This window comes from Myxococcus sp. AB025B (assembly GCF_006518215.1).
In the GTDB taxonomy this organism is placed as follows: domain Bacteria; phylum Myxococcota; class Myxococcia; order Myxococcales; family Myxococcaceae; genus Myxococcus; species Myxococcus fulvus.
Genome location: NZ_SRLW01000133.1, coordinates 1 through 26,535, shown reverse-complemented (window position 1 = coordinate 26,535; position 26,535 = coordinate 1). Strand labels below are relative to the sequence as shown.

Genomic DNA, 26,535 nt, shown 5'->3' with positions numbered 1-26,535 from the left:
CCCTCCCACTCCCACATCGAACTCACAGACATTGCTCGCATTGCAGAAGACGCTCCGGGCAATGGGGCACAGGGACCAGCAGTCGCTCTCCGAGAGGCAGTCCCCCTCGGAACAGAACAAGGCCCGCGGGGAGGAAGACGCTTCACAGACCACCGCGTCGTCCGACTCCGCGCGAGCCGCGCCGAGCCAGAGCAGCATCACCGCGAACAGCATCCGGACAGGGGAACGCCACGACGAGGACACGCACCTCATGCAAAGGCTCCTTTCGGCGCAAGCGGACCCGCCCACCCGTGGGTCCACCCTGGAGCCTACAGCAGTATCCCCGTTACAATCCGGCGACGACGCCCACGAGGCGTCAGGGAGGCAGCCCCGTGGAGAGCACCTCGCGAATCTCCCCCGCCGTGTACTGCGTTCCCCAGAGCGCGTTCACCAGCACGGCGACACCCTCCGAGCCCGAGTAGACGCTGCCCGAGGTCATCTCGACCAGGGTGACGCGAGGGTCCGCCAGCTCGAACAGGCGCGGAGCCACCTGGGACACGTCCCGCCCGCTCAACTGGAGCACGCGCTGCGCCTGGAGCCACCCCACCAACGCGTCCTGCACGAAGGGGACGTAGAGCGACTGCTCCTCGGGCCCCAGGTTCGTCAGCAGATACCCCAGGGACACCGTGGTGAGGGCATGGGCGTACTGGACTACCAGCTGCCCGTGGTCCAACGCGCGCGTGTTCCAGTCCGGGACCTCCAGGTGCTGGAGGTACAGCGGGGACATCGTCGGGCCCACGAGCGGCGCGAGCGTCTGCGTCTGCTCCACGGGGACGAGCGTGTCCCAGTCCTCGTGCAGGACGAGGAAGGGCGTCGTCAGCCTCGGCGCGAGATGCTCGCGCGTCCACGCGCTGTAGTCCGCGCCCGGCGCCCCCGGAGCCCCTCCCGTGGCGGCGACGATGCGGCGCCGATAGGGCTCGAAGAACGTGGCGTACTGGGAGCGCACCCACGGGTCCGACACGCGCGACGGAATCACCGTCTCCAGGTATTCGAACTGCCGCGCGAAGTCGGACAGCGGGAAGAGCGCCACGCCCGCCCTGGGACGCACCGCCTCCGGCGCATCCGCCGCCGCGTAGAGCGCCTCGAAGCCGCCCCAGGAACCTCCCTGGATGCCGATGCGTGAGCGGTCCACCTCGGGCGCCTGCTCGAGGAAGCGCAGCCCCGCGTGCATGTCATCCCGGTCGTTCTGGATGCTGCCACCCGCGTAGAAGCGACCGAAGACGTTGAGCACACCCAAGCCGTTGTACAGGTAGAAGAACGACTCGCCAGCGATGAGCTCCGGCGTGCTGATGGTGTAGACGATGTTGGACGAGCCCGCGTGGTGGCCCGGCTCGCTGTCGTCCGGATGGAAGCCGTTGCCTCGCGCAGCCCACTTCGCGTCCACCGCCTCGCCCGTCCACGTGATTCCGTCGTAGGGACGGGTCAGCATCATCACGGGCCAGGCGCCCGGGCTCCTCGGCGGGAACCACTGCGCGTAGGCCGCCGCCTTGCCTTCCTCCTGGAGCCGCAGCAGCTGGTACGCCCACTGCTGCCCACCGGCCGCCGCCTGCCCCGAGCCCAGGACGGTCACCGTCAGGGGCTTGGAGTCGGTCTCCTGCTCCTCGGGAGGAAGCGGCGCCTCGGGCTCCAGGTCGGACGAGGAGCAGCCCATCAGGGCCAGGACGAGAATCACCCATCGTGTCGTGCGCATGAGTCCCAAGACACCGCGGTCCGGATTTTTTGGAAGCGGCGAGCGCGGATTCTTCGTCACCGCCCCGACAGTGCGCCCGCGCTACTTCGCTTCCTCGGGCTCCTTGAAGATGGCCACGTGGGGCTGACCGTCTTCGCCCACGTAGCCGCGATACATGCCCGAGGAGTTGAACGGCATCGCCACATTCCCGTCGCGGTCCATCGCGATGACGCCGCCCTCGCCTCCCGCCTTCACCAGCACGTCGTTGACGACCAGGTTGGCGGCCTCGGGCAGGGGCAGCTCCTGGTACTCGACGCGCGCGCAGATGTCGCGCGCCACGGTGTAGCGGATGAAGAACTCGCCATGCCCCGTGGCGGAGACCGCGCAGCGTGGGTCCGCGTAGGTGCCCGCGCCGATGATGGGCGAATCCCCCACGCGGCCGTAACGCTTGTTCGTCATGCCACCGGTGGACGTGCCCGCCGCGAGGTTGCCGGCCTGGTCCAGCGCCACCGCGCCCACGGTGCCGAACTTGTGGTCCCCCGTCACCGGGTCATACCCGGGCCGCAGCGTCGAGGGCGTCGTGCCCGGAGCCGGCGTCGCGCGCTCCTTCTCCAGCGCGCGCTGGAGGCCCTGCCAGCGCTCCTCCGTGTAGAAGTACTTCGGGTCCACCAGCTCCACGCCCTGCGCCTTGGCGAAGGCCTCCGCGCCCTCGCCCATCATCATCACGTGCGGCGACTGCTCCATCACCCGGCGCGCCAGGTCGATGGGGTTCTTCACGTGGCGCAGCCCCGCGACGGCCCCGGCCGAGCGCGTCCTGCCGTCCATGATGGCCGCGTCCAGCTCGTTGACGCCGTCGTGGTTGAAGACCGCGCCCTTGCCCGCGTTGAAGTGCGGAGAGTCCTCCAGGACACGGATGGCCGCGCTCACCGCGTCCAGGCTCGTGCCCCCCTGGGCCAGCACGCCATGTCCCGCGGCGAGGGCCTGCTGGAGCGCCGCGCGGACCTCGGCCTCGCGCTCGGGCGAGAGGTTCTCGCGCGAGATGACGCCCGCGCCGCCGTGGATGACCAGCCCCCACCGGGGCTTGCGAGCAGCCGAGCCCTCCTGCGTGAGCCGCGCATCATCGACCTGCGCGCCCTGGGTGCTCGTGCAGCCCACGGGCAGGAGGAACAGCGCGGTCCCCGCGACGAGGCTTCGGGGAAGAGACGGCAGGGAAGCGAACATTCCGTGACCTCCAGCGGGACCCGCGAGACGACGCGTATGAGGTGACGACACGCGTGTTCGCGGGCGATGTGCCCGCGTCGGTAGCACGGCGCTCCGAAGGGCACAACGACGGCCCCCTGCCTGCCCTCCAGGCGGCGAGCAGACCACGGACGAAGGGCTCTCCTGCCCGCTCCGTTCCCCGTGCCGGATGGCGATGGCGTGCACAGTCTCGGGGTCGTCCATAGAACCGGGGAGCGCGTGATGAAGAAGCTGAAGGGCTTGCGGGTGGCGGTGCTGGCGACGAGCGGCTTCGAGCAGGTGGAGCTGACGCGCCCGGTCAAGAAGCTGCAGCGCCAGGGCGCGGAGGTGACCATCGTGTCGCTCCTGCCCGGCCACATCCGGGGCATGAACCACATGCTGCCGGGCAAGAAGGTCCGCGTGGACGCCACGCTGCGCGACGTGAAGGCCGCGGACTTCGACGCGGTGCTGCTGCCCGGCGGGCTCATCAACCCGGACACGCTGCGCCAGAGCGCGCTGGCCAAGGACTTCGTCCACGACGCGGACTCGCTCAACCTGCCCATGGCCATCATCTGTCATGCGCCGTGGCTGCTCATCTCGGCGGGCCTCACCGAGGGCCGCACGCTCACGTCGTGGCCCGGCATCCAGGACGACGTGAAGAACTCGGGCGCCCTGTGGCGCGACGACGAGCTGGTGCGCGACGACAACTGGGTCTCCAGCCGGGGGCCGCAAGATTTGCCCGCCTTCGAGCGCGCCATGGTGGAGCTCTTCGCGGAGAAGATGCCCGAGGTGCGCGAGCGCCTGCGCCAGGCCCAGGACGAGCACCCCGTGGCGGCGCGCTACCACCCGACGACGGAGGAGTCCGGACGGCGCTGGCCCCGGCTGCTCGCGGGCAGCCTGGCCACCGCCGCCATCAGCTTCGGCGTGCGCCGACTGGCCGCTTCACGCTGAAGCGCGCGAGGGCCGGGGTGACTTCGCCCGGCCGCAGGGGCCACGTCTCGACGAGGATGGCGAGGCGCATGGCCCCTCCGCCTCCGCGGACACGAGGGTCCGCGGTGGAACCGTCACATCCACCCGAGCTGCAACCGGGCCACGTCCGTCATCCGGCTCTGGTCCCAGGGCGGGTCCCACACCAGCTCCACGTGGGCCTCCTTCACGCCGGGCACGCCGCTGACCTTGGTGCGCACGTCGTCCACCAGCACCGGCCCCATGCCGCAGCCGGGCGCCGTCAGCGTCATCTGGATGTCCACGCGCTGGCCGCCCTCCGGCAGCGGCTCCGCCTTGCACGCGTACACCAGCCCCAGCTCCACGATGTTCACCGGAATCTCCGGGTCATACACCGTGCGCAGCTGCTCCCAGACCTGCTCCTCGTGGAACTCGCTGGGGTCGCCCGCGGCCTTCTCCTTGGGCGCGTACTCCTCGCCCAGCGCCGCGCCGTCCTTCTCGTCGATGCGGAAGAGCTGCCCGTAGGGGTCCTGCACCGTGATGTTGCCGCCGAGCGTCTGCATCACCCGCAGCTCCGCGCCCTCCGGCAGCACCACCCTGTCACCACTGGGGATGATGGTCGCGGGGACCTCCCGCTCCAGCATCGCCGTCACGCCTCGCATGGTCCGCTCCCTCCTTCCCTACTCCGTGGAGACCGCTTCACTGTGTCCCGCCAGCGCCGCGCGCATCGTGTGCCACGCCAGGCTCGCGCACTTCACCCGCGCGGGGAACTCGCTCACGCCAGACAGCACCGCGAGCTTGCCCAGCGCGTCCAGGTCCACCGACTCCGGCCCTTCCGTCACCAGCTTGTGCACCAGCGCGAAGAGCGCCTCCGCCTCCTCGCGCGACTTGTCCTTCACCGCCCCCGTCATCAGCGACGCGGACGCGCGTGAAATCGCGCAGCCCTGCCCCTGGAAGCCGATGTCGCGGATGACGTCTCCCTCCATCTTCATCGTCACGGAGAGCTGATCTCCGCACAGCGGGTTGTGCCCCGCCGCCTCGTGGTTGGCGCCCTCCACCACGCGGTAGTTGCGCGGCCGCTTGGAGTGCTCCAGCACCACCTCTTGATAGAGGTCCTTCAAGTCATCCGAGCCCGAGCTCATCCGAACACCTCCCTCACCTTGTGCAGCCCGCGCACGAGCGCGTCCACGTCCTCGCGCGTGTTGTAGAGCGCCAGCGACGCCCGCGCTGTCGCCGGCAGCTTGAAGTGCTGCATCACCGGCTGCGCGCAGTGGTGGCCCGTGCGGATGCAGATGCCCTCGCGGTCCAGGATGGTGCCCACGTCGTGCGGGTGGATGTCCTCCAGCGTGAAGGACAACACGCCCGCCTTCTCGCGCGCCGTGCCGATGAGCCGCAGCCCCGGGACCGACTCCAGCGCGGCCGTCGCGTAGGCCATCATCTCCCGGTCGTGCTCCGCGATGGCGGACAGCCCCACGCCCTGCAGATACCGGATGGCCGCGGCCAGCCCCACCGCGCCCTCCAGGTTCGGCGTCCCCGCCTCGAAGCGGTGCGGCACGCGGTTGTACGTCACCTTCTCCATCGTCACGGAGAGGATCATGTCCCCGCCGCCCTGGTACGGAGGCATCGGCTCCAGTCGCTCCAGCCGCCCGTACAGCACGCCGATGCCCGTGGGGCCGAACGTCTTGTGCCCGCTGAAGGCGTAGAAGTCACAGCCCAGGTCCTGCACGTCGACGGGGAAGTGCGTCACCGACTGCGCCCCGTCCACCAGCACGGGGATGCCCTTCGCGTGCGCCCGCCGCGTCAGCTCCTTCACCGGGTTCACCGTACCCAGCGCGTTGGAGACGTGGGTCACCGCGAGGATGCGCGTCTTGTCCGTGAGCAGCGCGTCCACCGCGTCCAGCACCAGCTCGCCCCGGTCATCCACCGGAATCACCTTGAGCGTGGCGCCGGTCTGCTCGCACAGCATCCGCCAGGGGACGATATTGGCGTGGTGCTCCATCTGCGTGATGAGCACCTCGTCCCCGGCGCCGATGTGCTTGCGGCCGTAGGTCTGCGCCACCAGGTTGATGGCCTCGGTGGTGCCGCGCACGAAGATGATCTCGCGCGCGTCCCGGGCGTTGAGGAAGCCGCGCACCGTCTCGCGCGCGCCCTCGTACGCCTCCGTGGCGCGCTCGGAGAGGATGTGGACGCCCCGGTGCACGTTGGCGTTGTCGTGCTGATAGAAGCGGACGATGGCGTCGATGACCGCCTGCGGCTTCTGCGCCGTGGCCGCGCTGTCCAGATAGACGAGCGGACGGCCTCGCACCTCCTGCCGCAGCAGGGGGAAGTCCGCGCGCACCTGCTGCACGTCGAACGTGCTCATGCCGTCACCTCCGTCCGGGCCGCGCCCGGCAGCCTCTGGGCCAGCAGCGACTCCACGCTCGCGCGCACCGGCCCCTCCGGCACCGCCTCCACCAGCTCGCGGGCGAAGGCATACGTGAGCAGCCGCTCCGCCTCCGCCTGGGGGATGCCTCGCGAGCGCAGGTAGAACAGCGCCTGCGCGTCCAACCGCCCCACCGCCGCGCCGTGGGCGCACTTCACGTCGTCCGCGAGTATCTCCAGCTGCGGCCGGGTGTCCGCCTGCGCGTGCTCGGACAACAGGAGGTTGCGGTTCTGCTGCCGCGCGTCCGTGCGCTGCGCGTCCTGCCGCACCTTCACCAGACCGTGGAACGTGCCGCGCGCCCGGTCATCCAGCACACCCTTGTACAGCTCGCGGCTGGTGCAGTCCGCCACCGCGTGGTCCAGCGCGGTGCGCACGTCCTGGTGCTGCGTCCCGCGCCCCACATACAGGCCATTGAGGGTCGCGTCGCCACCCTTGCCCGCGAAGGAGACGTGCACCTCGTTGCGCGCCAGCACGCCGCCGAAGGCGAACGTGTGCGAGACGAAGCGGCTGTCGCGCCCCTGCTTCACGTGCAACCCGCCCACGTGCAGCGCCGCGTCCCCCTCCGACTGGAGGCGGTAGTGCTTCAGGCTGGCGTTGTCCCCCAGCGTCACCTCGGTCACCGCGTTGGTGAACGTGGCCACGGGGCCTCCGCTCGCGCTGGCGTACGTCTCCACCAGCGTGCCCTCGCTGCCCTCCTCCGCGAGCACCAGCACGCGCGGGCTCGCCAGCACGGCGGCGTCGCCGCGCGTCAGGAAGACCAGCTGCACGGGCACCTCGCTCAGCGCGCCCTTCGACAGATGCACCAGCGCCCCGTCCTCCAGCAGCGCCGCGTTGAGCGCCGTGAAGGCCTGCTCCGACGCCCGCGCCCGCTGCCCCAGGTGGGCCTCGAGCAGCACCGAGTCCTCCGTCAGCGCCACGCCGAGCGGCTTCACCGTCAGCCCGCGCGGCAGCCCCGTCACGCTCGACAGCTCCGGAGCGAAGCGTCCGTCGACGAAGACCAGCCGAGGTCCACCGACGAGCGCGAGCCTGTCCACCACCGGCGCCAGCACCGCGCTGTCACGCAGCGCCGACACGGGCGCAAAGCCGCCCTCCGCGATGGGCGAGACGTTGGTGTACTTCCACGCCTCGTCCTTCGTCGTCGGCAGGCCCAGCCGCTCGAAGTGCGCGAGCCCCTCCTGGCGCAGGGTACGCAGGAAGGCGGGCGCGCTCGCGGCCTGCTTCTGGAAGCGCGAGGCGACGTCCAGGTAGCGCGTCATCGCCGGACCTCCCCGCCCTTCGGCGCCCCCTTGCCACCCTCCAGGCCCAGCCAGCCGTAGCCCTTCTCCTCCAGCTCCAGCGCCAGCTCGCGCCCGCCCGAGCGGACGATGCGGCCCGCCGCCATGACATGCACCTTGTCCGGGACGATGTAGTCGAGCAACCGCTGGTAGTGGGTGATGAGCACCATGCCGCGGTCCTTGGAGCGCAGGCCGTTCACGCCCCCGGCCACCGTGCGCAGCGCGTCGATGTCCAGACCCGAGTCCGTCTCGTCGAGCACGGCGAGGCGCGGCTCCAGCACCGCCATCTGGAAGATTTCGTTGCGCTTCTTCTCGCCGCCGGAGAAGCCCTCGTTCACCGAGCGGTTCATGAAGGCCTGGTCCAACTGCACCAGCTTCGACTTCTCCTTGGCGAGCTGGAGGAAGTCCATCGCGTCCAGCTCCTCCAGCCCCTTCACCCGGCGCTGCGCGTTGAGCGCCGTGCGCAGGAAGTGCAGGTTGCCCACGCCCGGAATCTCCACCGGGTACTGGAAGGCCAGGAACACCCCCTCCGCCGCGCGAGCCTCGGGCGACAGCTCCAACAGCGACTTGCCGTCGAGCAGCACCTCGCCCTGTGTCACCTCGTAGGCGTCACGCCCCGCGAGCACGCTCGCCAGGGTGCTCTTCCCCGAGCCGTTGGGCCCCATGATGGCGTGCACCTCACCGGCGCCCACCTCCAGGTCGATGCCCTTGAGGATGTCCTTGTCGCCCACGCGGGCGTGCAGATTCCGAACCGACAGCAGCGCCATGACCTACCCCACGCTCCCTTCCAGACTCACTCCGAGCAGCTTCTGCGCTTCCACCGCGAACTCCATGGGGAGCTCCTTGAAGACCTGCCGGCAGAAACCATTGACAATCATCGACACCGCGTCCTCCTGGGAGATGCCGCGCTGTCTGCAATAGAAGAGCTGGTCCTCGCCAATCTTCGACGTGGAGGCCTCGTGCTCCACCTGCGCGGACGCGTTCTTCACCTCGATGTACGGCACCGTGTGGGCGCCGCACTTGTCCCCCAGGAGCAGCGAGTCGCACTGCGTATAGTTGCGCGCGTCCTGGGCGCTCTTGAGCACCTTCACCAGCCCCCGGTACGTGTTCTGTCCCCGGCCCGCGCTGATGCCCTTGGACACGATGGTGGAGCGGGTGTTCTTCCCGATGTGCACCATCTTCGTGCCCGTGTCCGCCTGCTGCAGGTTGTTGGTGAGCGCCACCGAGTAGAACTCGCCCACCGAGTCATCCCCCTTGAGGATGACGCTCGGGTACTTCCACGTAATCGCCGAGCCCGTCTCCACCTGCGTCCACGAAATCTTCGCCTTCTCGTGCGCGATGCCACGCTTGGTGACGAAGTTGTAGATGCCGCCCTTGCCCTCGGCGTCGCCCGGGTACCAGTTCTGCACCGTGGAGTACTTGATGGTGGCCCCCTTGAGCGCCACCAGCTCCACCACCGCCGCGTGCAGCTGGTTGGTGTCGCGCTGGGGCGCCGTGCAGCCCTCCAGGTAGCTCACGTAGGAGCCCTCGTCCGCGACGATGAGCGTGCGCTCGAACTGGCCCGTCTCCGCCGCGTTGATGCGGAAGTACGTGGACAGCTCCATCGGGCACCTCACGCCCTTGGGCACGTAGACGAACGAGCCGTCGCTGAACACCGCCGAGTTGAGCGCCGCGAAGAAGTTGTCCGAGTGCGGCACCACCGTGCCCAGGTACTTCTTGAGCAGCTCCGGGTGCTCGCGCACCGCCTCCGAGAACGAGCAGAAGATGACGCCCGCCTTGGCGAGCTTGTCCTTGAACGTCGTCGCCACGGACACCGAGTCGAACACCGCGTCCACCGCGACGTTCTGCAGGCGCTTCTGCTCCTCGAGCGGGATGCCGAGCTTCTCGTAGGTGCGCAGAATCTCCGGGTCCACCTCGTCCAGGCTGTCCTTCTTCGGCTTGAAGCGCGGCGCCGAGTAGTAGCTGATGGCCTGGTAGTCGATGGGGCGGTACGTCACCGCCTGCCACGTGGGCTCGCGCAGCGTGAGCCAGTGGCGGAAGGACTTCAGGCGCCACTCGAGCAGGAAGGCCGGCTCGCCTTTCTTCTCGGACAGCGCGCGGATGACGTCCTCGCTCAGGCCGGGCGGGAAGGTGTCCGCCTCCACGGCGGAGACGAAGCCCGCCGCGTACGGGCGGCGCGTCAGCTCCTGAAGGGTGTCGGTGGTCATGAGCGAACTCCTGTCACGGATGAAGTCGTCGGGGGGGCGTTGGGGCTCGTGGGCCGCGAGGGCACGCCCAGGCCCACCAGCCGCTCCGGCATGCGCGGCGCCGGGGCGATGAGGTCCGCCAGCGTCAGGCGCGCCAGCGACTCCTGGATGGCCTGGTTGATGAGGCGCCAGTGGCCGCGTACCTGGCACACCGCCTCCAGCTCACAGGGCGCGCCGCCAGTGGGATGCACGCCACACTCGGTGAGCGACACCGGGCCCTCCAGCGAGGCCACCAGCTCCGCCAGGGACAGGGACGCCGGTGGCCGCGCCAGGCCATAGCCTCCGTTGGCGCCGCGGTGGGACACCACCAGGCCCGCTTGAAGCAGGCCCTTGAGCACCTTGCTGGCCGAGGGCAATGGCACACGGGTGCGTGCCGCCAGCTCGCGCGTGGTGCGGGTGCCACCCTCCGCGCGAGCCAGCTCGGTCATCAGCACGATGCCGTAGTCGGTCATCTTGCTCATCCGAAGCATGCGGGACGCTCTCTCCTCTCTGGGTCCATTCCCACGCGGGCCCTCCAGCCCGCCGGGGCGTCATATGTAATCTGGACCGTTTCAGTCCACATTGCATTTTGACGGAAGGCGGGCGGCCCTGCGGTTGGAGGGCCTCTGGGACAGGGCTAGGGTGAGGCCCTTGTCACCTGGAGGGAATCCGCCGATGCGTCATCTGCTGCTCCTGGCCACCCTGGCACTGAGTCTGGCGGGCTGTGAGAAGAAGTCCGCGCCCACCCCCACCGACGCCCCGCCGAGCGGCCAGGCCACGGCTCCCCAAGGCTCCCAGGAGGGCACTCCAGCGCAGGCGCCCACCCAGCCGGGCGCTCAGGCGCAGGCGGGCGAGGACTCGGGCCCCATCGTGGTGGGTGAGGTGGGCAGCCTCACGGGCAGTGAGGCCACGTTCGGCGTGTCGGCGCGCAACGGCATCGAGCTGGCGCTGGACGAGGCCAACGCGGCCGGCGGCGTGAAGGGCCGCAAGGTGGTGGTGCGCGTGTACGACAGCCAGGGACGCCCGGAGGAAGGGGCGCAGGCGGCGACGCGGCTGATTACCCAGGACAAGGTGGTGGCGATTCTGGGCGAGGCGGCCTCGTCGGTGTCCATGGCGATGGCGGAGAAGGCGCAGGCGGGCAAGGTGCCCATGATTACGCCCACGTCGACGAGCGCCGAGGTGACGAAGAAGGGCGACTACATCTTCCGCGTCTGCTTCATCGACGAGTTCCAGGGCCTGGTGATGGCGAAGTTCGCGCGCGAGAACCTGAAGCTGTCGCGGGTGGCGGTGCTCACGGACAACAAGAGCGCGTTCTCCATGGGGCTCGCCAACGTCTTCACCGCGAAGTTCCAGGAGTTCGGCGGACAGGTGGTGGGGACGGAGAGCTACTCGAAGGGGGACACGGACTTCCGCGCGCAGCTGACGGCCATCAAGCAACTGAAGCCGGAGGCGGTGTTCGTGCCGGGCTACTACACGGACGTGGGCATCATCGCGCGGCAGGCGCGCGAGGTGGGGCTGAAGGTGCCGCTCCTGGGCGGCGACGGGTGGGACTCCGACAAGCTGTTCGAGCTGGGCGGGTCCGCGCTGGAGGGCAGCTACTTCTCCAACCACTACTCGCCGGGCAACCCGGACCCGGTGCTCCAGTCGTTCCTGGCGCGCTACAAGGCCCGCTACGGCAGCGTGCCGGACAGCGTGGCGGCGCTGGCGTACGACGCGGGCCGGGTGCTGGTGGAGGCGATGAAGCGCGCCCCGGACCTGAGCGGCCCGTCGCTGCGCGACGCCATCGCGGTGACGAAGGACTTCCCGGGCGTCGCGGGGCGAATCACGCTGGACGCCAACCGCGACGCGGTGAAGGAGGCCGTCGTGCTGAAGGTCGCCGGCGGCAAGGCGGAGTTCGTCACCACCGTGACGCCGTAGCGGTGTGTGCCCGGTCCCCCTCCCTCACGGGATGGGGGACTGGATGACGTAGTAGATGGAGTTGAAGTAGCGGTGCAGCGCGTTGAGGAGCTGGACCAGGAAGGGCCAGCCCACCGTGGTGATGCCGAGCAAGGCGGCGGAGACGACGGCATACTCCACCATGGATTGGCCTCGGCGATTGCGACGCGTGAGCGAGGCCATCAGCACTTCCCCGGCTGCTGGCAGCCCATGTAGTACTCGCCGCGCGCTTGCGCCGTGGCCTGGTTGTTGTTGGCTTCCCAGTCGCGCCACTCGTTGTTGAAGTAGGTGCCGGCACCATCGCCCTGGTCGATGCGCTGGGTGGGCGCGTTGCTTCCCGTCTGGGCCTTGATGGAAATGCTCACGTTGCGCGGGTCATCTCCGGCATCGTTGTCCAGTTGCAGGGAGGTATCGAGCAACTTCCGTTGGATGGCCTGCCGGACCAGTTGCTCCGCGGCGGGAGACATCTGAGTGAAGCCCGAGTTCTCCTGGCTCGAATAGATGTGAGCCACACGCACGTAGACGTTGGTCGGCTCGGTGTCCTTCACGCCAGGCTCCGTGTTCTGCGGCGTCGTCAGCGCCCACGTGTCGGTGACCAGGGCGATGCGCTCCCACGGGAGGTAGTAGGTATCCTTGGTTCGATCTCCCTTGGCCTCCGCGTTGTCGTGGACGTCACCGTCCTTGTGCTCCTTCGCGAGGTCGACCTGGGAGAACTCCTGGAGGAAGGTGGTCGGGAGCAGGTAGTTCTGGACGCCGCTGCGCGACGAGCATCGGATGAGCCCACCTCGATTGAACTGGCGCATGTACGAGGCATGCAGCGTCACCCCGTAGCTTCCGACAGCGTTCTGGTCGACCGTGCACTCCACCTGCTGCGCCTCGGGATGCATCCAGCAGGCATGTGCTACCAATTCCTGATGGTGATGCATGGTCCGCAGCCGACACTCGGGAGGGTCGGTCTGATAGCTGTCGATTCCCGACTCATGGTCGCAATACATCTGCCGCGCGAGTCCCTGCGTCTGGCCGAAACCCGCGAAGGCCTCTCCCCCCGTCGGTTCCGCCGCGTAATCCGACACGGCGTAGTCCCAGATGGTGGACAGCGCGGTCTCCTGGGCGTCCAACGTGTGGCGCAGGAGGTCATCCAGGAAGATGGCGTATATGAAGACGGGGATGATGACGAGCATGCACAGCGCCGTCTCCACCGCGGCTGAGCCCCGAGCGCTCCTCGTCCCTCGTCTCGTCCGAGTCCTCACAGCGACACCCCCGGCGCATCCGCGATGGTCGACGCATCGGAGTTACCCGAATCCTCGAGAACCCGCTTCGCCTCGGGCGCCGTGAAGGGATGCAACTTGGCGCGCCAGTAGGGGGAGAAGAGGTTGGGCGCCTCCGTCCAGCCTCCCTGCTTGAAGCGGTGGTAATAGACGAGCGACTTGGACATGGCGGTGCCATCGGCCGCCGACAACGTCAGGCTCCCCCTGCCCTGCCCGCCATGCTGGAACCTGACGGTGCGCGAGCTGTTGAGCTCCCAGGGCGCCGTCTGAGGGTCCCCTACGTTCAGCCTCATCGAGTAGTAGCTGTAGACCCGGGGCTGCCCCCAGTCGCGGGCCGAGCTCGGGTTCGCGCGGTACTTCATGAAGCAGTTGCCCGAGCCGGCGCACGACGTGAGCGCCTTCGCGTTCGTCCCCTCGAAGCGGTGTTGCCCCACATGCTGCCGACCGCCGTTCTCGTGACCTCCACCATTGGCGTCACTCCAGACGACGGTGTCGTAGTCCGAGGACACCACGTTGTGCTTCCACTGGTGTTGGACAGAGCCCTTCTCGGCGCCGGCGATGGTGGTGCCCTGGTTTCCACTCCTCGAGCCCTCGCTGAAGACCCTGGACTTGTTCTGCACCGCCTTGGCGGAGCCGTCGTGCTGGAGCACCGTGTAATTGCCCTCGCCCGGGATGTCCTTGAGCTTCTTGAGGAAGTCCGGGTGAAGATGCTTGGGTGGCTTGCCATTGCGGTTGGCAGGCCAGTCCGAGCGGCTCGCATTCCCGATCTCCGTGACCACGCGGGCACGCGCCTCGGGCGACGTGTTGGCGACACTTCCCTGGCACTCCATGCCATCCACGGCGCAGTTGAACTCGTTGGCGTTCAGGCTCCCGACCGCCGATGCCAGCTCACTGACATTGGGGGCGGTATCCCCCTTGAGTCTGGACAAGCCATGGCTCGAGCCATCCTTGACGGCCTGGAGGGTCTTCTCATGCACTTCCCGCTGGGACGTATGGATGTTGTCGACCATGAGGTCCATGCCCTGCATCGCCGTACGGAAGCTCGGTTCGAGGCCGCGGACGTTGCTGTCGACCATCAGCGCATCCTTTTCGAACCGATTGGCGATCTTCTTGGCCTCGGCAGCATGCTTGCAGTGGTCACACGAGAAGCGGCAGGCGACGCACAAGGCCATCTCGATACGGAAGATCTTGTCGAAGTTGTCCTTGCCCGCCCGCAGCATCTCACCCGTGACACTCGCGGCGGCCATATAGCCGTGCAGGCTGTTCATCGCCACGTAGGAGCCCGCGATGGCCCGGTTGCTGACGGCGTAGTAGTTGAGCGCCCGGGCCTCCAGCACCGCCATGGAGAACGACATGGAGTCACTATGTTGCTGCAGGCTCATCTTCTGCCGCAGCGCATGACTCAAGTTGAAGCTGAGCGTCACCATCAACGCCAGCACCAGGAAGGACAAGGAGCCCAGCACGATGGCCTGCCCGCGCTGGCGGCGCAGCCCTGGCCGGCTCAGTAGGAGAACGGGAAGAGGCATGCATTCCTCGAGGGGATGTCCGAAGTATTGAGATACAGATTCGACTGCATCCGCATGGTGTAGGTGGCACGGATGGGAGCGATGTAGACCCCCTTCGATGCCGCACCTTCGTAGGGCCCCTCTCCCGTGGAGACGCTCCCGAACCTGCGCTGAGCCACCTTGGACCGTTCGTCGTCCTTCACCTGCCCCAGCCGCAGCGACATGTGCAGGTCCCGCCCCCGTGCCGCGTAGTAGATGACCCGGTCCGCGAACGGAATGATGAGCCTGTAGTTGAACGTCACCTGCACGCGAAGCTTGGTGCGTTGGCTCTGTCGCCAGTTGTCGGAGGTGGCATTGTCGGGGTCGTCGAAGTCCAGCTCGCCACTCCCACTGCCTACGTCCTCCCTGGTTGGCCCGCAGATGGTGACCTCGGCGTACTTCAGGCCAACCTTGTCCATCCGGTTGCCCGCCAGCTCGTTCCACTTCTCCGTGAACTCCTGGCCGCTGCCGACCGGACGCACGTACTCGATGCCGTCGGGTCCTTCAGCGCGCTTGGCCAACATCGGCAGGAGCACGGCGACCGCGGCCTTCTCCATCTCCGCGACGCTGGCATTGTGGATGGAGCCAGCCCGCACCGCCTTGTAGGCCGCGTACTTCGTGAGCAGCCGTGCCTGGTGCATCAGCCCGAGCTGCAGGATGCCCAGGATGAGGAACACGAAGAGCGGCAGGACAATCGCGGTCTCCACCGCGGACTGCCCGGACTGCGCCCTCGCGGGATGTGAGCGGAAGGGGCATCGCATCCATCAATCACTACCACGCACGCAGAAAGAACCACAAAAGCCGAGGAATCGATTCTTCCGCTCCTGACTGGGAATGTCCTGCACCTCACACCAATGACAGCCATGAGTGGACAAAACCATCCCAGCCACCCCGCCTGCTTGCCCGCAGCCGCATCAAACAAATACAGGCACCCATCTCGGGGGAATCCACGACACGACGACGCCTCCGCGACACTTCATCGCCCTGGAGGGCAATGCGGTGGCTGTCTTTCGGAAAATACGTAAGGGATACCCGTCCGCCCACCAGGCAGGCAGCGCCCACGCGCGCGAACGCGAGGTCAACCAGACAGGAATGAAACAGCCCGGTCGAATCCAGCGCGCCAGGAGCGCGCGACTCGTCCCGGGCCAGGGGGACCGCCGGCGCCTCTACGGAATCGGCGACTGGATGACGTAGTAGATGGAGTTGAAGTACCGGTGCAGCGCGTTGAGCAGCTGCACGAGGAACGGCCAGCCCATCACGGTGAAGCCCATCAGCGCCGCGGTGACGACGGCGTACTCCACCATCGACTGGCCCCGGGCACGCCCCTGCTTCCTCAGCGACTTCTCCACCACGGCCTCCTTCATGGCACAGCCCCGCGCTGCAGCAGCGACAGCTGGAGCTCCACGCCCGGCTCGGGCAGCTTCAGGCGCAGCGTGGCGCGACCCATCGTCGTCCCCCGCATCACCTCGAACCCGATGCCCCCGGCATCCATCGGCTCCACCGCGCCCACCTCCCAGCCCTTCTCCTTCAACAGCGCCCGGTACGTCTCCCCCACCACCTGGGGGGAGTCTCCCGGAAGCCTGCCCGACACCACGTGGTGCGCCGCGCCCTCCATGTCGAAGGACAGCGTCACCGGCTGGCTCAGCTCCGGCGGCAGCGGCATCCACGACGGCACCTTCGAGGCACGCTTGAGCAGCGGCGCCACCTGCCCCGCCGACACGAAGCCCAGGGTCTCCCCGCCCTGCGCCAGCACGGACACCAGCCGCATCTCCTCCGTGGCCGGGCTCCAGTACCCCACCCAGCCGCCGTTCACCCCGTGCCGCTCTCCGAGCACCGGCAGCCCGTTGTCGAGCAGCACCTTGCGGTAGTGCTCCAGCACCTGCTCGGGCGTGTCCTGCGTGGTGAACCAGGCCACCGCGATGGGCACGTCCGGCCCCAGGTAGTCCACCGCGAGCAGCTCCGCGCGGCTCGCGCGCGGGTACGCCGGGAAGTGCACCAGCGCCCGCTTCAGCGCCGCCTCCTCCGCGGGCGAGCGGCCCGGCGCCTTCGCCGGAGGCGCGTCATCCAGCGAGGGCGGAGGAGACCACTCCTCGGACACGTCCCGCGGACCGTAGACGGCTCCCTCCCAGGCGAAGCCGATCAACGCGCCCACCACGGCCACGGAGAACAGCAGCGCGGGCACGCGAATGACCAGGCTCGACGACTTCGGCATCAGCAGCGCTCCGCCTGGGCGCAGCCCAGGTAGTTGTTCCCTCGCGCGTTGTGCGTCTTCTCGTTGTTGTTGCGGTCCCAGTCCCGCCACTCGCTGTTGAAGTACGTGGCGCTGCCGCCGTTCTGCTGGAGCTGCTGCGTCGGGCCGCCGCTCGACGGGAACGGGACGATGGAGAGGCTCGCCTCACGCGGGTCGTCCCCCGGCGGCATGGAGTCCAGCTCGATGTCGCTGCTGAGCACCTCTTGCGTGGCCTCGTTGACGAACGCCTCCGCGGCCGAGGACATCTGCTCGTAGGCCGGGTTGTCCCCGCTCTTGTAGATCTGCGACACGCGCGCGTAGAGGTTCTCCTGGTCGCTGTCCTCGGTGCCCGGCTCGTAGCGGGCCTCCTTGGTGAGCGCCCACGTGTCCGTCACGATGGCGATGCGCTCCCAGGGCAGCAGGTAGACATCGCCCGCGAGGCCGCGCGGGTCGTCCTGCAAATCACCGCCCTGCGCGTTGCTATGGATGCCGTCGCTCTTCTTCTTCGTCTGGCGCGCCAGGTTCACCTGGCTGAAGTCCTGGAGGAAGGTGCGCGGCAACAGGTAGTTCTGCACGCCCAGGCGCGCCGAGCAGCGGATGACGCCGCCCTTGCCGAAGTCATCCATGTACGCCTGGTGCAGCGTCACGTTGTACGCGCCCGCGGGCCCACCACCGCCACCGCCGTTCGGGTCCGCCTGGTTCAGCGTGCACTGCACCTGCTGCGCGCCCGGGTTGAGCCAGCACGCGTGCGCCGTGACTTCGGCGTGGTGGCCCTCGTCGTTCTCGCACTCGGGGCCCTTGCCGGGGCCGAAGCTGTCCAGGCCCGACTCGTGGTCGCAGTACTGGAGGCGCGCGTAGTACTGGGCGCCGTTGAAGCCGTAGAAGGGCTCCTCCGCGCCGCCCTCGGGCGGAGGGTTCTTGGGCTTGGTCGGATAGTCCTGGACGGCGTAGTCCCAGATGGTCGACAGCGCCGTCTCTTGCGAGTCCAGCGTGTGCCTCAACAGGTCATCGACGAAGAGCGCGTACATGAACACGGGGATGATGACGAGCATGCACAGCGCCGTCTCCACCGCGGCCGCGCCGCGCCTCGCGCGTTGTCCATAAGTCTTCACAGGGCCACCCCGTCCACCTGGGACATCTGCGCCGCGTCCGAGTTGCCCGCCGCGTCCAGCACCTGCTGCGCATCCCCCTTGGTGAAGGGGTGCAGCTTGGCGCGCCAGTACGGCGCGAAGAGGTTGGGCGCCTCCTTCCAGCCCTCCTCGCCGAAGCGGTGGTAGTAGACCAGGGACTTGGACATGGCCATGCCCTCGGTGGCCGCCACGGTGAGGCTGCCCTGGCCCTGCTGTCCGTGGGTGAGGCGCACCTGCGCGGACGAGTTGAGCTCCCACGGCGCCTGGCGCGTGTTGCCCACGCGGAAGGGCATGGACACGTAGCTGTAGACGCGCGGCTGGCCCCAGTCCCGGTCCGGGTCCGGGTTGGCGCGGAACTTCATGAAGCAGTTGCCGGAGCCCGCGCAGCCGGTGAGCGCGCGCGTGTTGACGCCCTCGAAGCGGTGCTGGCCGGAGTGCGCGCCGTTGTTCACGTGGCCACCGCCGCCGTCGTCGCTCCAGACCTCCGACTTGAAGTTGCTGGTGCCCACGCCGTGCTCCCAGCGGTGGAAGATGTTGCCCTCGTCCGACGCGGCCACCATGGTGCCGTCGTTGCCGCCGGACTGGCCGCCCTGGGTGAGCTGCCCCTTGCTCTTCACCGTCTTGGCGGTGCCCTTGGTGCCGGAGATGAGCTTCGTCGCCTCGTTGTCCGGAATCTCGTCCAGCTCATCGAAGAACTGCGAGTTGAGGTACTTGGGCAGGTTCGCGGACGCGCCGGCGCCGGGGCTGTCGCGGTTGGCGGGCCAGCCCGAGCGCGTGGCGTTGGCGATCTCCGTCATCACCCGCGCGCGGGCCTCGGGCGAGGTGTTGCTCTCGCTGCCCTGGCACTCCATGCCGTCCACGGCGCAGTTGAACTCGTTGGCGTTGATGGAGCCCACCGCGGAGACCAAATCCGTGGCGAGCGGCGCGGTGTAGTCGCGCAGCTGGCCCAGGCCGTGGCTCCTGCCGTCCTTGACGGCCTGGAGCGTCTTGTCGTGGACCTCGCGCTGGGCGGTGTGGATGTTGTCCACCATCAGGTCCAGGGCCTCCATGGCCTGCCGGAAGTTGGACTCGAAGGCCTCCACCTTGTCGTCGTAGTCCTTGCCCGCGTCGCGGAAGTCGCCCGAAATCTTGAACGCCTCCGCCATGTGCTCGCAGTGGTCGCACATGAACTCGCAGGCGACGCACAGGCCGAACTCAATCATGGCGATCTGCATGAAGTTGTTCGACGACGCGCGCATCATCTGGCCGGTGAGGCTGGCGGCGGACATGTACGCGTGCAGGCTGTTCATCGCCACGTAGGAGCTGGCGATGGCCCGGTTGCTGACGGCGTAGTAGTTGAGCGCGCGCGCCTCCAGCACGGCCATGGAGAACGACAGCGTGTCGCTGTGCTGCTGCAGGGACATCTTGCGGCGCAGCGCGTGGCTCAGGTTGAAGCTCAGCGTCACCATCAACGCGAGGACGAGGAACGACAACGAGCCCAGGACGATGGCCTGCCCGCGCTGGCGGCGGCGGGCGGGCCGGCTCAGTAGGAGAACGGGAAGAGGCATGCGTTGCTCGCGGGCAGGGCGTTGGCGCCCAGGTACAGGTTGGACTGCATCCGCATGGTGTACGTGGTGCGGATGGGCATGATGTAGATGCCCTGGGAGGCGGCGCTCTCGTAGGGGCCCTCGCCCGTGGCGGCGCCGCCGAAGCGGCGGGTGGACGTCTTGGATTGCTCCTCCGCCTTCATCTTCCCCATGCGCATCAGCATGGGCACCTCGCGGCCGCGCGCGGCCTTGTAGATGACCCAGTCCGCGAAGGGCACCACCAGCCGGTAGTTGAGCGTCAGCTGGATGCGCAGCTTGGTGCGGTGGTTCTCCCGCCAGCCGTCCGGGTGGATGTTGTCCGGGTCGTCGAAGTCGAACTCACCTCCACCGGAGACCTCCTCCTGCGTGGGGCCGCAGATGGTGACCTCGGCGTACTTGAGGTTCGCCCCGGGCATCTGGTTGTTCTTCAGCTCCTGGAACTTGGTCTCGAACTCCTGGGCGCTGCCGACGGGCTTGACGACCTCGATGCCCGCCTCGCCCGAGGTCCGGGTGCTGAGGATGGGCAGGAGCACCGCGAGCGCGGCGGCCTCCATGGTCTCCACCTTGGCGTTGTGCAGCGAGCCGGCGCGCACGGCCTTGTACGCGGCGTACTTCGCGAGCAGCCGCGCCTGGTGCATCAGCCCCAGCTGCAACGTGCCCAGGATGAGGAACACGAACAGCGGCAGGACGATGGCGGACTCCACCGCGGCCTGGCCTGATTGGGCCCTTGTGGGGACGGAACGCATCCAGCCTCGCTTCAGGAGCGGCACCCCACCGGGGGCTGCCGCCGGACGACAACAGGGTTGCACGGACCTTTAGATCTCGCGAATGAAGGGCCCGTTGTTGCGAGCCCCTTCCCCCCCCTCTGGGAGCATCCCTCTCCTTGGGGGAAAATGCCGTGCGCGAAAGAGCCGTCCGGCCAGATGACCGATGGGTCCCGGAAAAACTCTCAGCGCCTGGAAAAGCGGGTGACGCGAAGAGACATGCATGCACCGCTCGGACGGCTGCTTTCGGGGGGATGGACCGGGCTAGCGGCGGCGGGCCATCTCCTGGATGAGCTCCACGTAGCGGCGGTTCTTGGGGTTGAGCTTGAAGGCCTTGCGCAGGGCCTCGTCGGCCAGGGCCCACTGGCCCTCGCCCTGGGCCACCTCGCCCAGCAAGGCCCAGCCGTCCTCCAGGCCGGGCTCCTGGCGGACCACCTCCTGGAGCTCCTGGAGGGCCAGCCGGCCGTGGGACTCGGGCTTCATGAGATACCGGGCCCAGGCGCGCCAGGCGTGGTGCAGGGGCTTGGGCTCGATGTCGCAGGCGTACTCGAAGTACTCGAACGCGCCGGCGTACTGCTTGTCGTTGAGGCGGCGGCGGGCCTCGTCGAACTGCGTCCTGGCGTCGAGCAGGTCCGTGCGGATGCGGAACTGCTCGGCGGTGGAGGGGCGCCCGGTGGCGGTGCGCTCCTTCTCGCGGTGGGCGGCGCGGCGCTTCTGCCACAGAAGGTTCTGCTCCGCGTCGGACAGGGTGCCGTAGGCGCGGGCGTAGGCGGCGAGCAGGGACTCGGCCTTCTCCTTGAGCTCGGGCGTCTGGAAGCGCAGGGGTGAGAAGCGCTCGGCCCAGGCGAGGAAGGCCCGGCGCAGCGGCAGGGGCTGCACGTCCTCGGGAACCTCCAGCAGGGCGAAGGGGTCCTTGCTCCGGTGCGCGAGGAAGGCAGACACCAGCGCGTCGCGCGTGGCCACGTCCTCGTCGCTGAAGGGCAGGCCCCGGGCGGCGACGGGCTCGGGCGCCACGGGCTCCGGGGGCGGGGCGGCCACGGACGCCGCGCGCGAGGACAGCTCCACGGCCCGGGCGTCCACGTCCTCCACGAAGCCCGCGACGCCCAGCAGGCACAGCGCGTACAGGCGGCGCAGGACGGTCTCCATGTCGAAGCCCGTGCGCTCCATCAGCTCGTTGAAGGTGGGGCGCTGGCGCAGCTGCTGGAGCAGCCGGGCGTCCTTGGACGACAGCTTGGGGCCCGACTCCACGGCGGGCATCTGCCCGAAGCGGCGCTCGTCGGTGAAGGTGAAGTGGGTGGCCACCGCGTCGAAGGGCATCACGCCCTCCACGCCCGTGAGGATGAGCTGCGCGGTGTTCATGCGCACGCTCGCGTCGGGCGTCTCCACGTCCGCGATGAGGCGGTACTTCGCGTCCACCCACCGGAAGCAGTCGAGCAGCTTGTGCGCCAGGTTCGCCTGCAGCTGCTTGTACAGGTCGAACGGGCTGATGAGCCCCTTCTGCACCAGCAGCCCGCCCATCTGCATGCCCGAGGAGACGCTCTCCGCCAGCGACTTCTGGTAGTCGGACTCGGACAGCTTGCCCTTCTCCACCAGGTACTTCCCCAGCGTCTCGTGGAGCAGGTTGGACTGGCACGCCACGGGCGAGCCTTCCTCGAAGAGGATGCGCTTCTCGCGCTGGCGCACCTTCAGCTCCAGCGTGCACGTGCGCTCCTCGGCCATCAGCGCCTGGAGCAGCAGCGGGAAGGGCGTGTCCGCGAGCAATCCCTCGCGCTGCCGGAGCACCTGCGACGGGGAGGGAAACATGGAGCGGGGGCCTCGGCTGTGGACGCGGGGAGGGACGACGTCTTGAAGCCTACGCCCGTCCCGCCACTCCAGACATCCCCCGGACCCAGGGCCCTTCACCAGGAGGTCCGAACAACGAGCGGACCGGCCTCCACTCGCGGTCCTGGGGTCTGGGGCTACCCGGCGCGCTACTCGATTGGGGGCCCGGCCTCTTCCCATCCGGCGGCCGAGGGGGCCTCGCCCGGGGGGTAGCCCTCGCCGTAGCCGCCGCCGTAGCGGTGGGTGCGCTGGGTGAACAGGCCCATCTGCCGGGCCATCGTCGCGCCCGTGCCCAGCACCAGCGCGAGCAGCACCGCGTACGTCAGCGGACGGCTGGGTCGGGCCAGCCACGCCCACCGGCGCTCGCGGCGACGCTGGAAGCCCGGGGCGACGACGTACTCGTTCCACGCCGCGTCCCGAGCGCGCTTCGCGTCCGCGCTCCGCCCGTCCTTCGCCAGGGCCCGCGCGAGCAGGTAGCGGCCCTCCACCGAGCCCAGCCGCGTCGCGCAGAAGCGCTCCAGCGCCTCGATGGCGCCCTTCACCTCGCCGCGCTTCAATCGGAAGCGGCCGCGCTCCAGGTCGATGGCGCCCTGGCGGTAGCCGGCGTCCAGCTTCGCCGCCTCGTCCAGGAGCAGCTCGCCGCGCTGCGCGTCGCCCGCGCCCAGGTATGCGACGCCGAGCAGGAACAGGGTGTCCACGTCCTCGTCGCCCGCCTCCAGGTTGGGCTTGAGGATGTCCACGGCCTCCTCATAGCGCTTCTGCTCCACGCGGATGTCCGCCAGTTCGTGGCGCGCGCGGCGCTCGTGGGGGTTGGTGAGGATGGTCCCCGCCAGGTACCCGGCGCGCTGGAAGCGCTTCATCATCCGCACGGGGCTGGGCAACAGCCGCCACGTGAAGCGGTCCGCCACGAAGATGAAGACGATGACCAGGCCCAGCGACAACAGCGGGCTGCCCGTCAGCAGCGTCAGGAACATCCACAACAGCCACTTGCTCATACGCTCCTCGAAATCCCTCGCGCGCGCCGGCTCGACTACAAGAGCCGCGCGCAGACGGCGCTGTGCACGTCCGCGCCCTTCTCCGTCAAGGCCAGTCGCCCGTTCGTGAGCGTCGCGAAGCCGTGCTCCACCAGCCGCGCCACCTCCGCCCGTCGGGGCTCCACCGGCTGGCCATATCGCTCACACACCGCCTCCCAGTCCACGCCCGACACCAGCCGCAGCCCCATCGCCAGCCGCTCCGCGAACAGCTCCTCGGCGCCCAGCGCCTCGCGGCTGTCCTCGGGCAGGCGCCCCGCCTCCACCTGGGCCAGGTACCTCTCCGGGCTGCGCAGGTTGGCGTAGCGCGAGGGCTCGGGGGACAGCAGCATCCCCGTGGCGCCCACGCCCAGCGCCAGGTACTCGCCGCCCGTCCAGTACAGCGCGTTGTGCCGGGAGCTGAAGCCCGCTCTGGCGTGGTTGGAGACCTCGTAGCGGGTGAGGCCCGCGGCGCCGTACACCTGGCGCACCGTGGCGGCCATCGTCACCACGTCGTCGTCCGAGGGCAGCTCCAGCTCGCCGCGCTTGAGCTGCTTGGACAAGGGCGTGTCCACCGCCAGCACCTCGCGCTCCACCGTCAGCGCGTACGTGGACAGGTGCTCGGGCTGGAGCGCCACCGCGCGGCGCGCGTCCTGCTCCACCTGGGCCACCGTCTGGCCGTGCACGCCGTAGATGAAGTCCATGGACACCACCGGGAAGCGCGCGCGCCGTGCCAGCTCCACCGCGCGCTCCACCTGCTCGGCGTCGTGCGCGCGGCCCAGCGCCTTGAGCGTCCGGGGCTCGAAGGACTGGACGCCCAGGGACAGCCGGTTCACGCCCGCGGCCCGGTAGCCCTCGAAGCGCTCCGCGTCCGCGCGCTCCGGGTTGCCCTCCAGCGACACCTCCGCGCCGGGCGACACCTTCAGCCTCGCGGCGATTCCGTCCAGCACGCGGGAGACGTAACGCGGATGCCACAGTGACGGAGTTCCACCGCCCAGGAAGATGGACTCCAGGGGCTTGTCGCGCAGCTCGGGCGAGAGGGCGAGGCGCGCGTCGAGCTCCGCCAGCACCGCGTTCGCGTAGCGCTCCTCGGGCACCTGGCGCGCCACGGCCACGGCGAAGTCGCAGTACGGGCACTTCGCGAGGCAGTAGGGGAAGTGCAGGTACAGCCCGAAGCGGGCCGCCGGCATCCCCGTGAGCAGGTCCACTGGCGCGTCGAACGGCATGAGGGGCAAACCTCTACTTCCGGCCCTTCAATTGCGCTTCCAGTTTGGCGATCTTCGCCTTGTAGCCAGCCGCCGCCTCGAGGGCCGTCTCGGCCGCCACCAGCTTGCGCTTGAGGTTGGCCGCGTCCGCCTTGAGCCCCTCCCGCTCGGCCTCCCAGTCGGCGGGCGCACTCGACGCCACGGGCTGTGATGCCTGGGCCAGCTTCTCTTCCAGCGCCTCGCGGGCCTGCTGCTCGGCGCGCAGCTTCGCCTCCGCCGCAGACAGCGCCGCCTTCGCCTCCTCCAGCTTCTTCTCGGACGCGGCGCGCGTCGCGGCCGACTCCTGCGCCTTGCCCGCCTGCGAGGACTCCGCGCGAGCAAGCCTTGCCTCGGCCTCCTGGAGCTTCGAGGTCAGCTCCGCGCGCGTCGCTTCCACGGCCTCGAGCTTCGAGGCCAGCTCCAGCCGCGCCACCTCGACGTCCTTGAGCCGGGTCTCCGCCGCCTGGGCCGCCGCCTCCTCCTTCTGCTTGCCGGCCTGCGCGGTCTGCGCCGCCTGGCTCGCGCGGGCCGCGTCGGTCTTCGCCGTCTCCAGCGCGCCCTCCAGCATCTTCAGCCGCTGCTGGAGCCGCTCCGCCTTGTCCGCCTCGGCGCGCGCGGCCTCCAGTTCCTCGCGCAGCTCCGCCAGCTGGGCCTCGGCGCCGCCCTGCCCTTCCGCCAGCGCGTCCGCGCGGGCTTCCACTTCCGCCGCGTGCACCTGCGCGTCGGAGCGCTCCGCCTCCGCGGCCTCGCGGCGCACGCGCTCCAGGGACACCTCCTCCTTCGCCTGCGCGAGCGCGCCCTGCACCCGGACGAGCTCCGCCTCGCGCTGCGCGGAGGCCGTCTCCAGCATCGTCACCCGCGCGGCCAGCCCCACGCGCTCGGCGTCCGTGGTGGCGGTCTTCATCTCCGCGGCGGCGAGCTGCTTCTTGAGCTCGTCACGCTCGGCGTGCGCGGCCTCCAGCGCCGCGGACACCTCGCCCACCTTCGCCTCGGCCTGCTGCGCCGCCTCGCCCAGCGCCGCCGCGTCCGCCTCCATGCGGTCACGCAGCGAGACCTGCTCGACCTCCAGCGCCTCCAGCGCCTCCTTCAGCGCCGCGGCCTCGCCCTCCGCCACCTGCGCCCGCTCGCCGGCCTGCGCGAGCCCCTCTTCCAGGGCCTGGGCGCGCTCGTTCGCGCGCGCGGCCTCGGTCTCCAGCCGCGCCGTGAGTCGGGCCACCTCGGCGGCGCGTTGCTCCAGCGCCTGCCGCAGCACGGGCAGCTCGGAGGCCTCCGTGGTGCGCGCGGTGAGCGCCGCGCGCAGGCCCACGATTTCGGCGTCCTTCAGGGCCAGCGCCTTCTCCAGCTCGGAGGTCTGCGCCTGCAGCGTGCGCAGCCCCTCCTCCACCACCGCGAGCTGGCGGCGCGCCTGGTCGCGCTCCTCCTCCAGCGTGCGCGAGCGGGTCTGCGCCTCCTCCAGCGAGCTCTTGGACCAGTCGCTCTCGCTCTCCACCGCGGAGAGCGCGCCCTGCGCCTCGGCGAGCGCGGCCTCCAGTTGGCCCACGCGCAGGCCCAGCGAGTCGCGCTCGGCCGTGGCCGTCTCCAGCTCGCCGCCCAGTCGCTCCACGTCGGAGAGCACCTGCTGGTACTGCTCCTGGACGGCCTCCAGCGCGCCCTGCGCCTCGGACTTCTCCGCCGCCAGCTCCGCGACGCGGTCCTGCGCCAGCGACAGCGCCTCCTTGGCGCCCACCAGCTCCTCGGCCACCGCGCCCCGCGACTCGCGCTCGTCGTGGAGCTCCGCCGTCAGCCGGGGGACCTCCGACTCCACCTCCGCGAGCGCCCGCGACAAGTCCTTGCGGTCCGCCTCCACCGCGGACAGCTCCGCCTCCACCGCGGCGAGCTTCGCCTCGGCGTCCGCCGCGCGCTTCTCCGCGCTGGCCAGCGCCTCCGAGGTCTGCGCCAGCTTCGCCGGGGAGTCCTTCACCGCCCCCAGCTGCGCCTTGGCCTCCGCGGCCTCCTTGCGCGCCTGGGTGAGCGACTGCTTGAGCCCCGTCACCTCCCCGTCGCGCTCGGCGTACAGGGTGCGCGCCCGGGCCAGGGTCTCCGTCTTCTGCCGGACGACGGCCCGGAAGTACTCGAGCTTCTCCTCTGGAGAAGCCCCCATGGGCATCCGGGGCTCGGCGGCCTCCTTGAAGGGATCATCCCCGGGCACCCGCACCGCCCGCGAAACCGGGGCCGGGGTGGTGGCGATGGGGG

At 69.5% G+C, this 26,535-nt stretch carries 24 protein-coding genes and 1 pseudogene; 2 read left to right on the top strand and 23 right to left on the bottom strand.

Going from position 1 to position 26,535, the window contains the following annotated elements; translation table 11 throughout:
* The 3 genes and pseudogenes from FL311_RS45235 to FL311_RS22385 form a co-directional block, all read right to left on the bottom strand.
* A pseudogene (locus tag FL311_RS45235) lies at window positions 1-252 on the bottom strand (hypothetical protein); the annotation flags it as partial.
* A gap of 103 nt (window positions 253-355) precedes the next feature.
* Window positions 356-1,729: a S9 family peptidase gene (locus FL311_RS22390; RefSeq protein ID WP_141327716.1), complete on the bottom strand. Its 1,374-nt coding sequence runs from the start codon at window positions 1,727-1,729 to the stop codon at window positions 356-358.
* An 81-nt stretch (window positions 1,730-1,810) separates the two neighbouring features.
* Window positions 1,811-2,929 carry an isoaspartyl peptidase/L-asparaginase family protein gene (locus FL311_RS22385; protein ID WP_141327714.1) on the bottom strand — a complete coding sequence of 373 codons (1,119 nt, stop codon included), beginning with the start codon at window positions 2,927-2,929 and terminating at the stop codon, window positions 1,811-1,813.
* 240 nt (window positions 2,930-3,169) lie between these two features.
* Between FL311_RS22385 and FL311_RS22380 the strand changes: the two genes are divergently transcribed.
* On the top strand, window positions 3,170-3,877 hold the full coding sequence (locus FL311_RS22380; protein ID WP_141327712.1) for a type 1 glutamine amidotransferase domain-containing protein: 708 nt from the start codon (window positions 3,170-3,172) through the stop codon (window positions 3,875-3,877).
* A gap of 113 nt (window positions 3,878-3,990) precedes the next feature.
* Here FL311_RS22380 and sufT read toward each other — a convergent pair whose 3' ends face one another.
* Genes sufT through FL311_RS22345 form a run of 7 tightly spaced genes read right to left on the bottom strand, consistent with a single transcriptional unit; the run spans window position 3,991 to window position 10,283 of the window.
* Window positions 3,991-4,533, bottom strand: coding sequence for a putative Fe-S cluster assembly protein SufT (gene sufT / locus FL311_RS22375; protein WP_141327710.1), 543 nt, complete (start codon window positions 4,531-4,533; stop codon window positions 3,991-3,993).
* A gap of 18 nt (window positions 4,534-4,551) precedes the next feature.
* The gene (gene sufU, locus FL311_RS22370; protein WP_141327708.1) at window positions 4,552-5,013 is read right to left on the bottom strand and encodes a Fe-S cluster assembly sulfur transfer protein SufU; all 462 of its coding nucleotides are present in this window, start codon (window positions 5,011-5,013) and stop codon (window positions 4,552-4,554) included.
* Window positions 5,010-6,233, bottom strand: coding sequence for a cysteine desulfurase (locus FL311_RS22365; protein ID WP_141327706.1), 1,224 nt, complete (start codon window positions 6,231-6,233; stop codon window positions 5,010-5,012). Before FL311_RS22365 ends, sufU begins: the two co-directional genes overlap by 4 nt.
* Window positions 6,230-7,549 carry a Fe-S cluster assembly protein SufD gene (gene sufD, locus FL311_RS22360; RefSeq protein ID WP_141327704.1) on the bottom strand — a complete coding sequence of 440 codons (1,320 nt, stop codon included), beginning with the start codon at window positions 7,547-7,549 and terminating at the stop codon, window positions 6,230-6,232. Before sufD ends, FL311_RS22365 begins: the two co-directional genes overlap by 4 nt.
* Window positions 7,546-8,334, bottom strand: a complete 789-nt coding sequence (gene sufC / locus FL311_RS22355; RefSeq protein WP_141327703.1) for a Fe-S cluster assembly ATPase SufC — start codon at window positions 8,332-8,334, stop codon at window positions 7,546-7,548. The genes sufD and sufC overlap by 4 nt, the downstream gene beginning before the upstream one ends.
* 3 nt (window positions 8,335-8,337) lie before the next feature.
* Window positions 8,338-9,774 carry a Fe-S cluster assembly protein SufB gene (gene sufB / locus FL311_RS22350; RefSeq protein WP_141327701.1) on the bottom strand — a complete coding sequence of 479 codons (1,437 nt, stop codon included), beginning with the start codon at window positions 9,772-9,774 and terminating at the stop codon, window positions 8,338-8,340.
* Window positions 9,771-10,283: an SUF system Fe-S cluster assembly regulator gene (locus tag FL311_RS22345; RefSeq protein WP_141327699.1), complete on the bottom strand. Its 513-nt coding sequence runs from the start codon at window positions 10,281-10,283 to the stop codon at window positions 9,771-9,773. The genes sufB and FL311_RS22345 overlap by 4 nt, the downstream gene beginning before the upstream one ends.
* A gap of 184 nt (window positions 10,284-10,467) precedes the next feature.
* On the opposite strand from FL311_RS22345, the gene FL311_RS22340 reads away from it, so the two are divergent.
* A complete protein-coding gene (locus FL311_RS22340) occupies window positions 10,468-11,709 on the top strand; it encodes an ABC transporter substrate-binding protein (protein ID WP_141327697.1) in 1,242 nt (413 codons plus the stop codon).
* A gap of 24 nt (window positions 11,710-11,733) precedes the next feature.
* Here the strand turns inward: FL311_RS22340 and FL311_RS44175 are convergent, their stop codons facing one another.
* The 13 genes from FL311_RS44175 to FL311_RS44170 form a co-directional block, all read right to left on the bottom strand.
* Window positions 11,734-11,910 (bottom strand): hypothetical protein, encoded by a 177-nt coding sequence (locus FL311_RS44175; RefSeq protein WP_194869318.1) that lies wholly within the window; start codon window positions 11,908-11,910, stop codon window positions 11,734-11,736.
* A complete protein-coding gene (locus FL311_RS22335; RefSeq protein WP_141327695.1) occupies window positions 11,910-12,908 on the bottom strand; it encodes a hypothetical protein in 999 nt (332 codons plus the stop codon). Before FL311_RS22335 ends, FL311_RS44175 begins: the two co-directional genes overlap by 1 nt.
* Window positions 12,909-12,973: 65 nt before the next feature.
* Window positions 12,974-14,521 (bottom strand): TadE/TadG family type IV pilus assembly protein, encoded by a 1,548-nt coding sequence (locus tag FL311_RS22330; RefSeq protein WP_141327693.1) that lies wholly within the window; start codon window positions 14,519-14,521, stop codon window positions 12,974-12,976.
* Window positions 14,497-15,300 carry a TadE/TadG family type IV pilus assembly protein gene (locus FL311_RS22325; protein WP_141327692.1) on the bottom strand — a complete coding sequence of 268 codons (804 nt, stop codon included), beginning with the start codon at window positions 15,298-15,300 and terminating at the stop codon, window positions 14,497-14,499. The genes FL311_RS22330 and FL311_RS22325 overlap by 25 nt, the downstream gene beginning before the upstream one ends.
* Window positions 15,301-15,705: 405 nt before the next feature.
* Window positions 15,706-15,903: a hypothetical protein gene (locus FL311_RS22320; protein ID WP_223746223.1), complete on the bottom strand. Its 198-nt coding sequence runs from the start codon at window positions 15,901-15,903 to the stop codon at window positions 15,706-15,708.
* Window positions 15,900-16,751, bottom strand: a complete 852-nt coding sequence (locus FL311_RS22315; RefSeq protein WP_141327690.1) for a hypothetical protein — start codon at window positions 16,749-16,751, stop codon at window positions 15,900-15,902. Before FL311_RS22315 ends, FL311_RS22320 begins: the two co-directional genes overlap by 4 nt.
* Window positions 16,751-17,881 carry a hypothetical protein gene (locus tag FL311_RS22310; protein WP_194869317.1) on the bottom strand — a complete coding sequence of 377 codons (1,131 nt, stop codon included), beginning with the start codon at window positions 17,879-17,881 and terminating at the stop codon, window positions 16,751-16,753. Before FL311_RS22310 ends, FL311_RS22315 begins: the two co-directional genes overlap by 1 nt.
* Entirely contained in the window at window positions 17,878-19,446 is a 1,569-nt protein-coding gene (locus FL311_RS22305; protein ID WP_141327687.1) for a hypothetical protein, read from the bottom strand. The genes FL311_RS22310 and FL311_RS22305 overlap by 4 nt, the downstream gene beginning before the upstream one ends.
* A complete protein-coding gene (locus tag FL311_RS22300; RefSeq protein WP_141327685.1) occupies window positions 19,422-20,210 on the bottom strand; it encodes a TadE/TadG family type IV pilus assembly protein in 789 nt (262 codons plus the stop codon). Before FL311_RS22300 ends, FL311_RS22305 begins: the two co-directional genes overlap by 25 nt.
* A 282-nt stretch (window positions 20,211-20,492) precedes the next feature.
* Window positions 20,493-22,031 carry a DUF4388 domain-containing protein gene (locus FL311_RS22295; protein WP_141327683.1) on the bottom strand — a complete coding sequence of 513 codons (1,539 nt, stop codon included), beginning with the start codon at window positions 22,029-22,031 and terminating at the stop codon, window positions 20,493-20,495.
* Between the two features lie 167 nt (window positions 22,032-22,198).
* A complete protein-coding gene (locus tag FL311_RS22290) occupies window positions 22,199-23,044 on the bottom strand; it encodes a tetratricopeptide repeat protein (protein ID WP_228557002.1) in 846 nt (281 codons plus the stop codon).
* A gap of 35 nt (window positions 23,045-23,079) precedes the next feature.
* Window positions 23,080-24,285 (bottom strand): radical SAM family heme chaperone HemW, encoded by a 1,206-nt coding sequence (gene hemW / locus FL311_RS22285; protein WP_141327681.1) that lies wholly within the window; start codon window positions 24,283-24,285, stop codon window positions 23,080-23,082.
* A 13-nt stretch (window positions 24,286-24,298) separates the two neighbouring features.
* On the bottom strand, window positions 24,299-26,535 hold a 2,237-nt coding region (locus FL311_RS44170; protein ID WP_141327679.1), incomplete at its 5' end, for a plectin 1 isoform 8.

Coding starts and splice junctions, on each gene's coding strand:
- sufT (WP_141327710.1), bottom strand. CDS start 4,533: ATGCGAGGCGTGACGGCGATGCTGGAGCGGGAGGTCCCCGCGACCATC.
- FL311_RS44175 (WP_194869318.1), bottom strand. CDS start 11,910: ATGGCCTCGCTCACGCGTCGCAATCGCCGAGGCCAATCCATGGTGGAG.
- sufC (WP_141327703.1), bottom strand. CDS start 8,334: ATGGCGCTGCTGTCGGTTCGGAATCTGCACGCCCGCGTGGGCGACAAG.
- FL311_RS22315 (WP_141327690.1), bottom strand. CDS start 16,751: ATGCCGAAGTCGTCGAGCCTGGTCATTCGCGTGCCCGCGCTGCTGTTC.
- sufU (WP_141327708.1), bottom strand. CDS start 5,013: ATGAGCTCGGGCTCGGATGACTTGAAGGACCTCTATCAAGAGGTGGTG.
- FL311_RS22390 (WP_141327716.1), bottom strand. CDS start 1,729: ATGCGCACGACACGATGGGTGATTCTCGTCCTGGCCCTGATGGGCTGC.
- FL311_RS22330 (WP_141327693.1), bottom strand. CDS start 14,521: ATGCCTCTTCCCGTTCTCCTACTGAGCCGGCCAGGGCTGCGCCGCCAG.
- FL311_RS22365 (WP_141327706.1), bottom strand. CDS start 6,233: ATGAGCACGTTCGACGTGCAGCAGGTGCGCGCGGACTTCCCCCTGCTG.
- FL311_RS22340 (WP_141327697.1), top strand. CDS start 10,468: ATGCGTCATCTGCTGCTCCTGGCCACCCTGGCACTGAGTCTGGCGGGC.
- FL311_RS22345 (WP_141327699.1), bottom strand. CDS start 10,283: ATGCTTCGGATGAGCAAGATGACCGACTACGGCATCGTGCTGATGACC.
- FL311_RS22305 (WP_141327687.1), bottom strand. CDS start 19,446: ATGCCTCTTCCCGTTCTCCTACTGAGCCGGCCCGCCCGCCGCCGCCAG.
- FL311_RS22295 (WP_141327683.1), bottom strand. CDS start 22,031: ATGTTTCCCTCCCCGTCGCAGGTGCTCCGGCAGCGCGAGGGATTGCTC.
- FL311_RS22320 (WP_223746223.1), bottom strand. CDS start 15,903: ATGAAGGAGGCCGTGGTGGAGAAGTCGCTGAGGAAGCAGGGGCGTGCC.
- FL311_RS22385 (WP_141327714.1), bottom strand. CDS start 2,929: ATGTTCGCTTCCCTGCCGTCTCTTCCCCGAAGCCTCGTCGCGGGGACC.
- FL311_RS22380 (WP_141327712.1), top strand. CDS start 3,170: ATGAAGAAGCTGAAGGGCTTGCGGGTGGCGGTGCTGGCGACGAGCGGC.
- sufB (WP_141327701.1), bottom strand. CDS start 9,774: ATGACCACCGACACCCTTCAGGAGCTGACGCGCCGCCCGTACGCGGCG.
- FL311_RS22325 (WP_141327692.1), bottom strand. CDS start 15,300: ATGCGATGCCCCTTCCGCTCACATCCCGCGAGGGCGCAGTCCGGGCAG.
- FL311_RS22300 (WP_141327685.1), bottom strand. CDS start 20,210: ATGCGTTCCGTCCCCACAAGGGCCCAATCAGGCCAGGCCGCGGTGGAG.
- FL311_RS22335 (WP_141327695.1), bottom strand. CDS start 12,908: ATGCTCGTCATCATCCCCGTCTTCATATACGCCATCTTCCTGGATGAC.
- sufD (WP_141327704.1), bottom strand. CDS start 7,549: ATGACGCGCTACCTGGACGTCGCCTCGCGCTTCCAGAAGCAGGCCGCG.
- hemW (WP_141327681.1), bottom strand. CDS start 24,285: ATGCCGTTCGACGCGCCAGTGGACCTGCTCACGGGGATGCCGGCGGCC.
- FL311_RS22290 (WP_228557002.1), bottom strand. CDS start 23,044: ATGAGCAAGTGGCTGTTGTGGATGTTCCTGACGCTGCTGACGGGCAGC.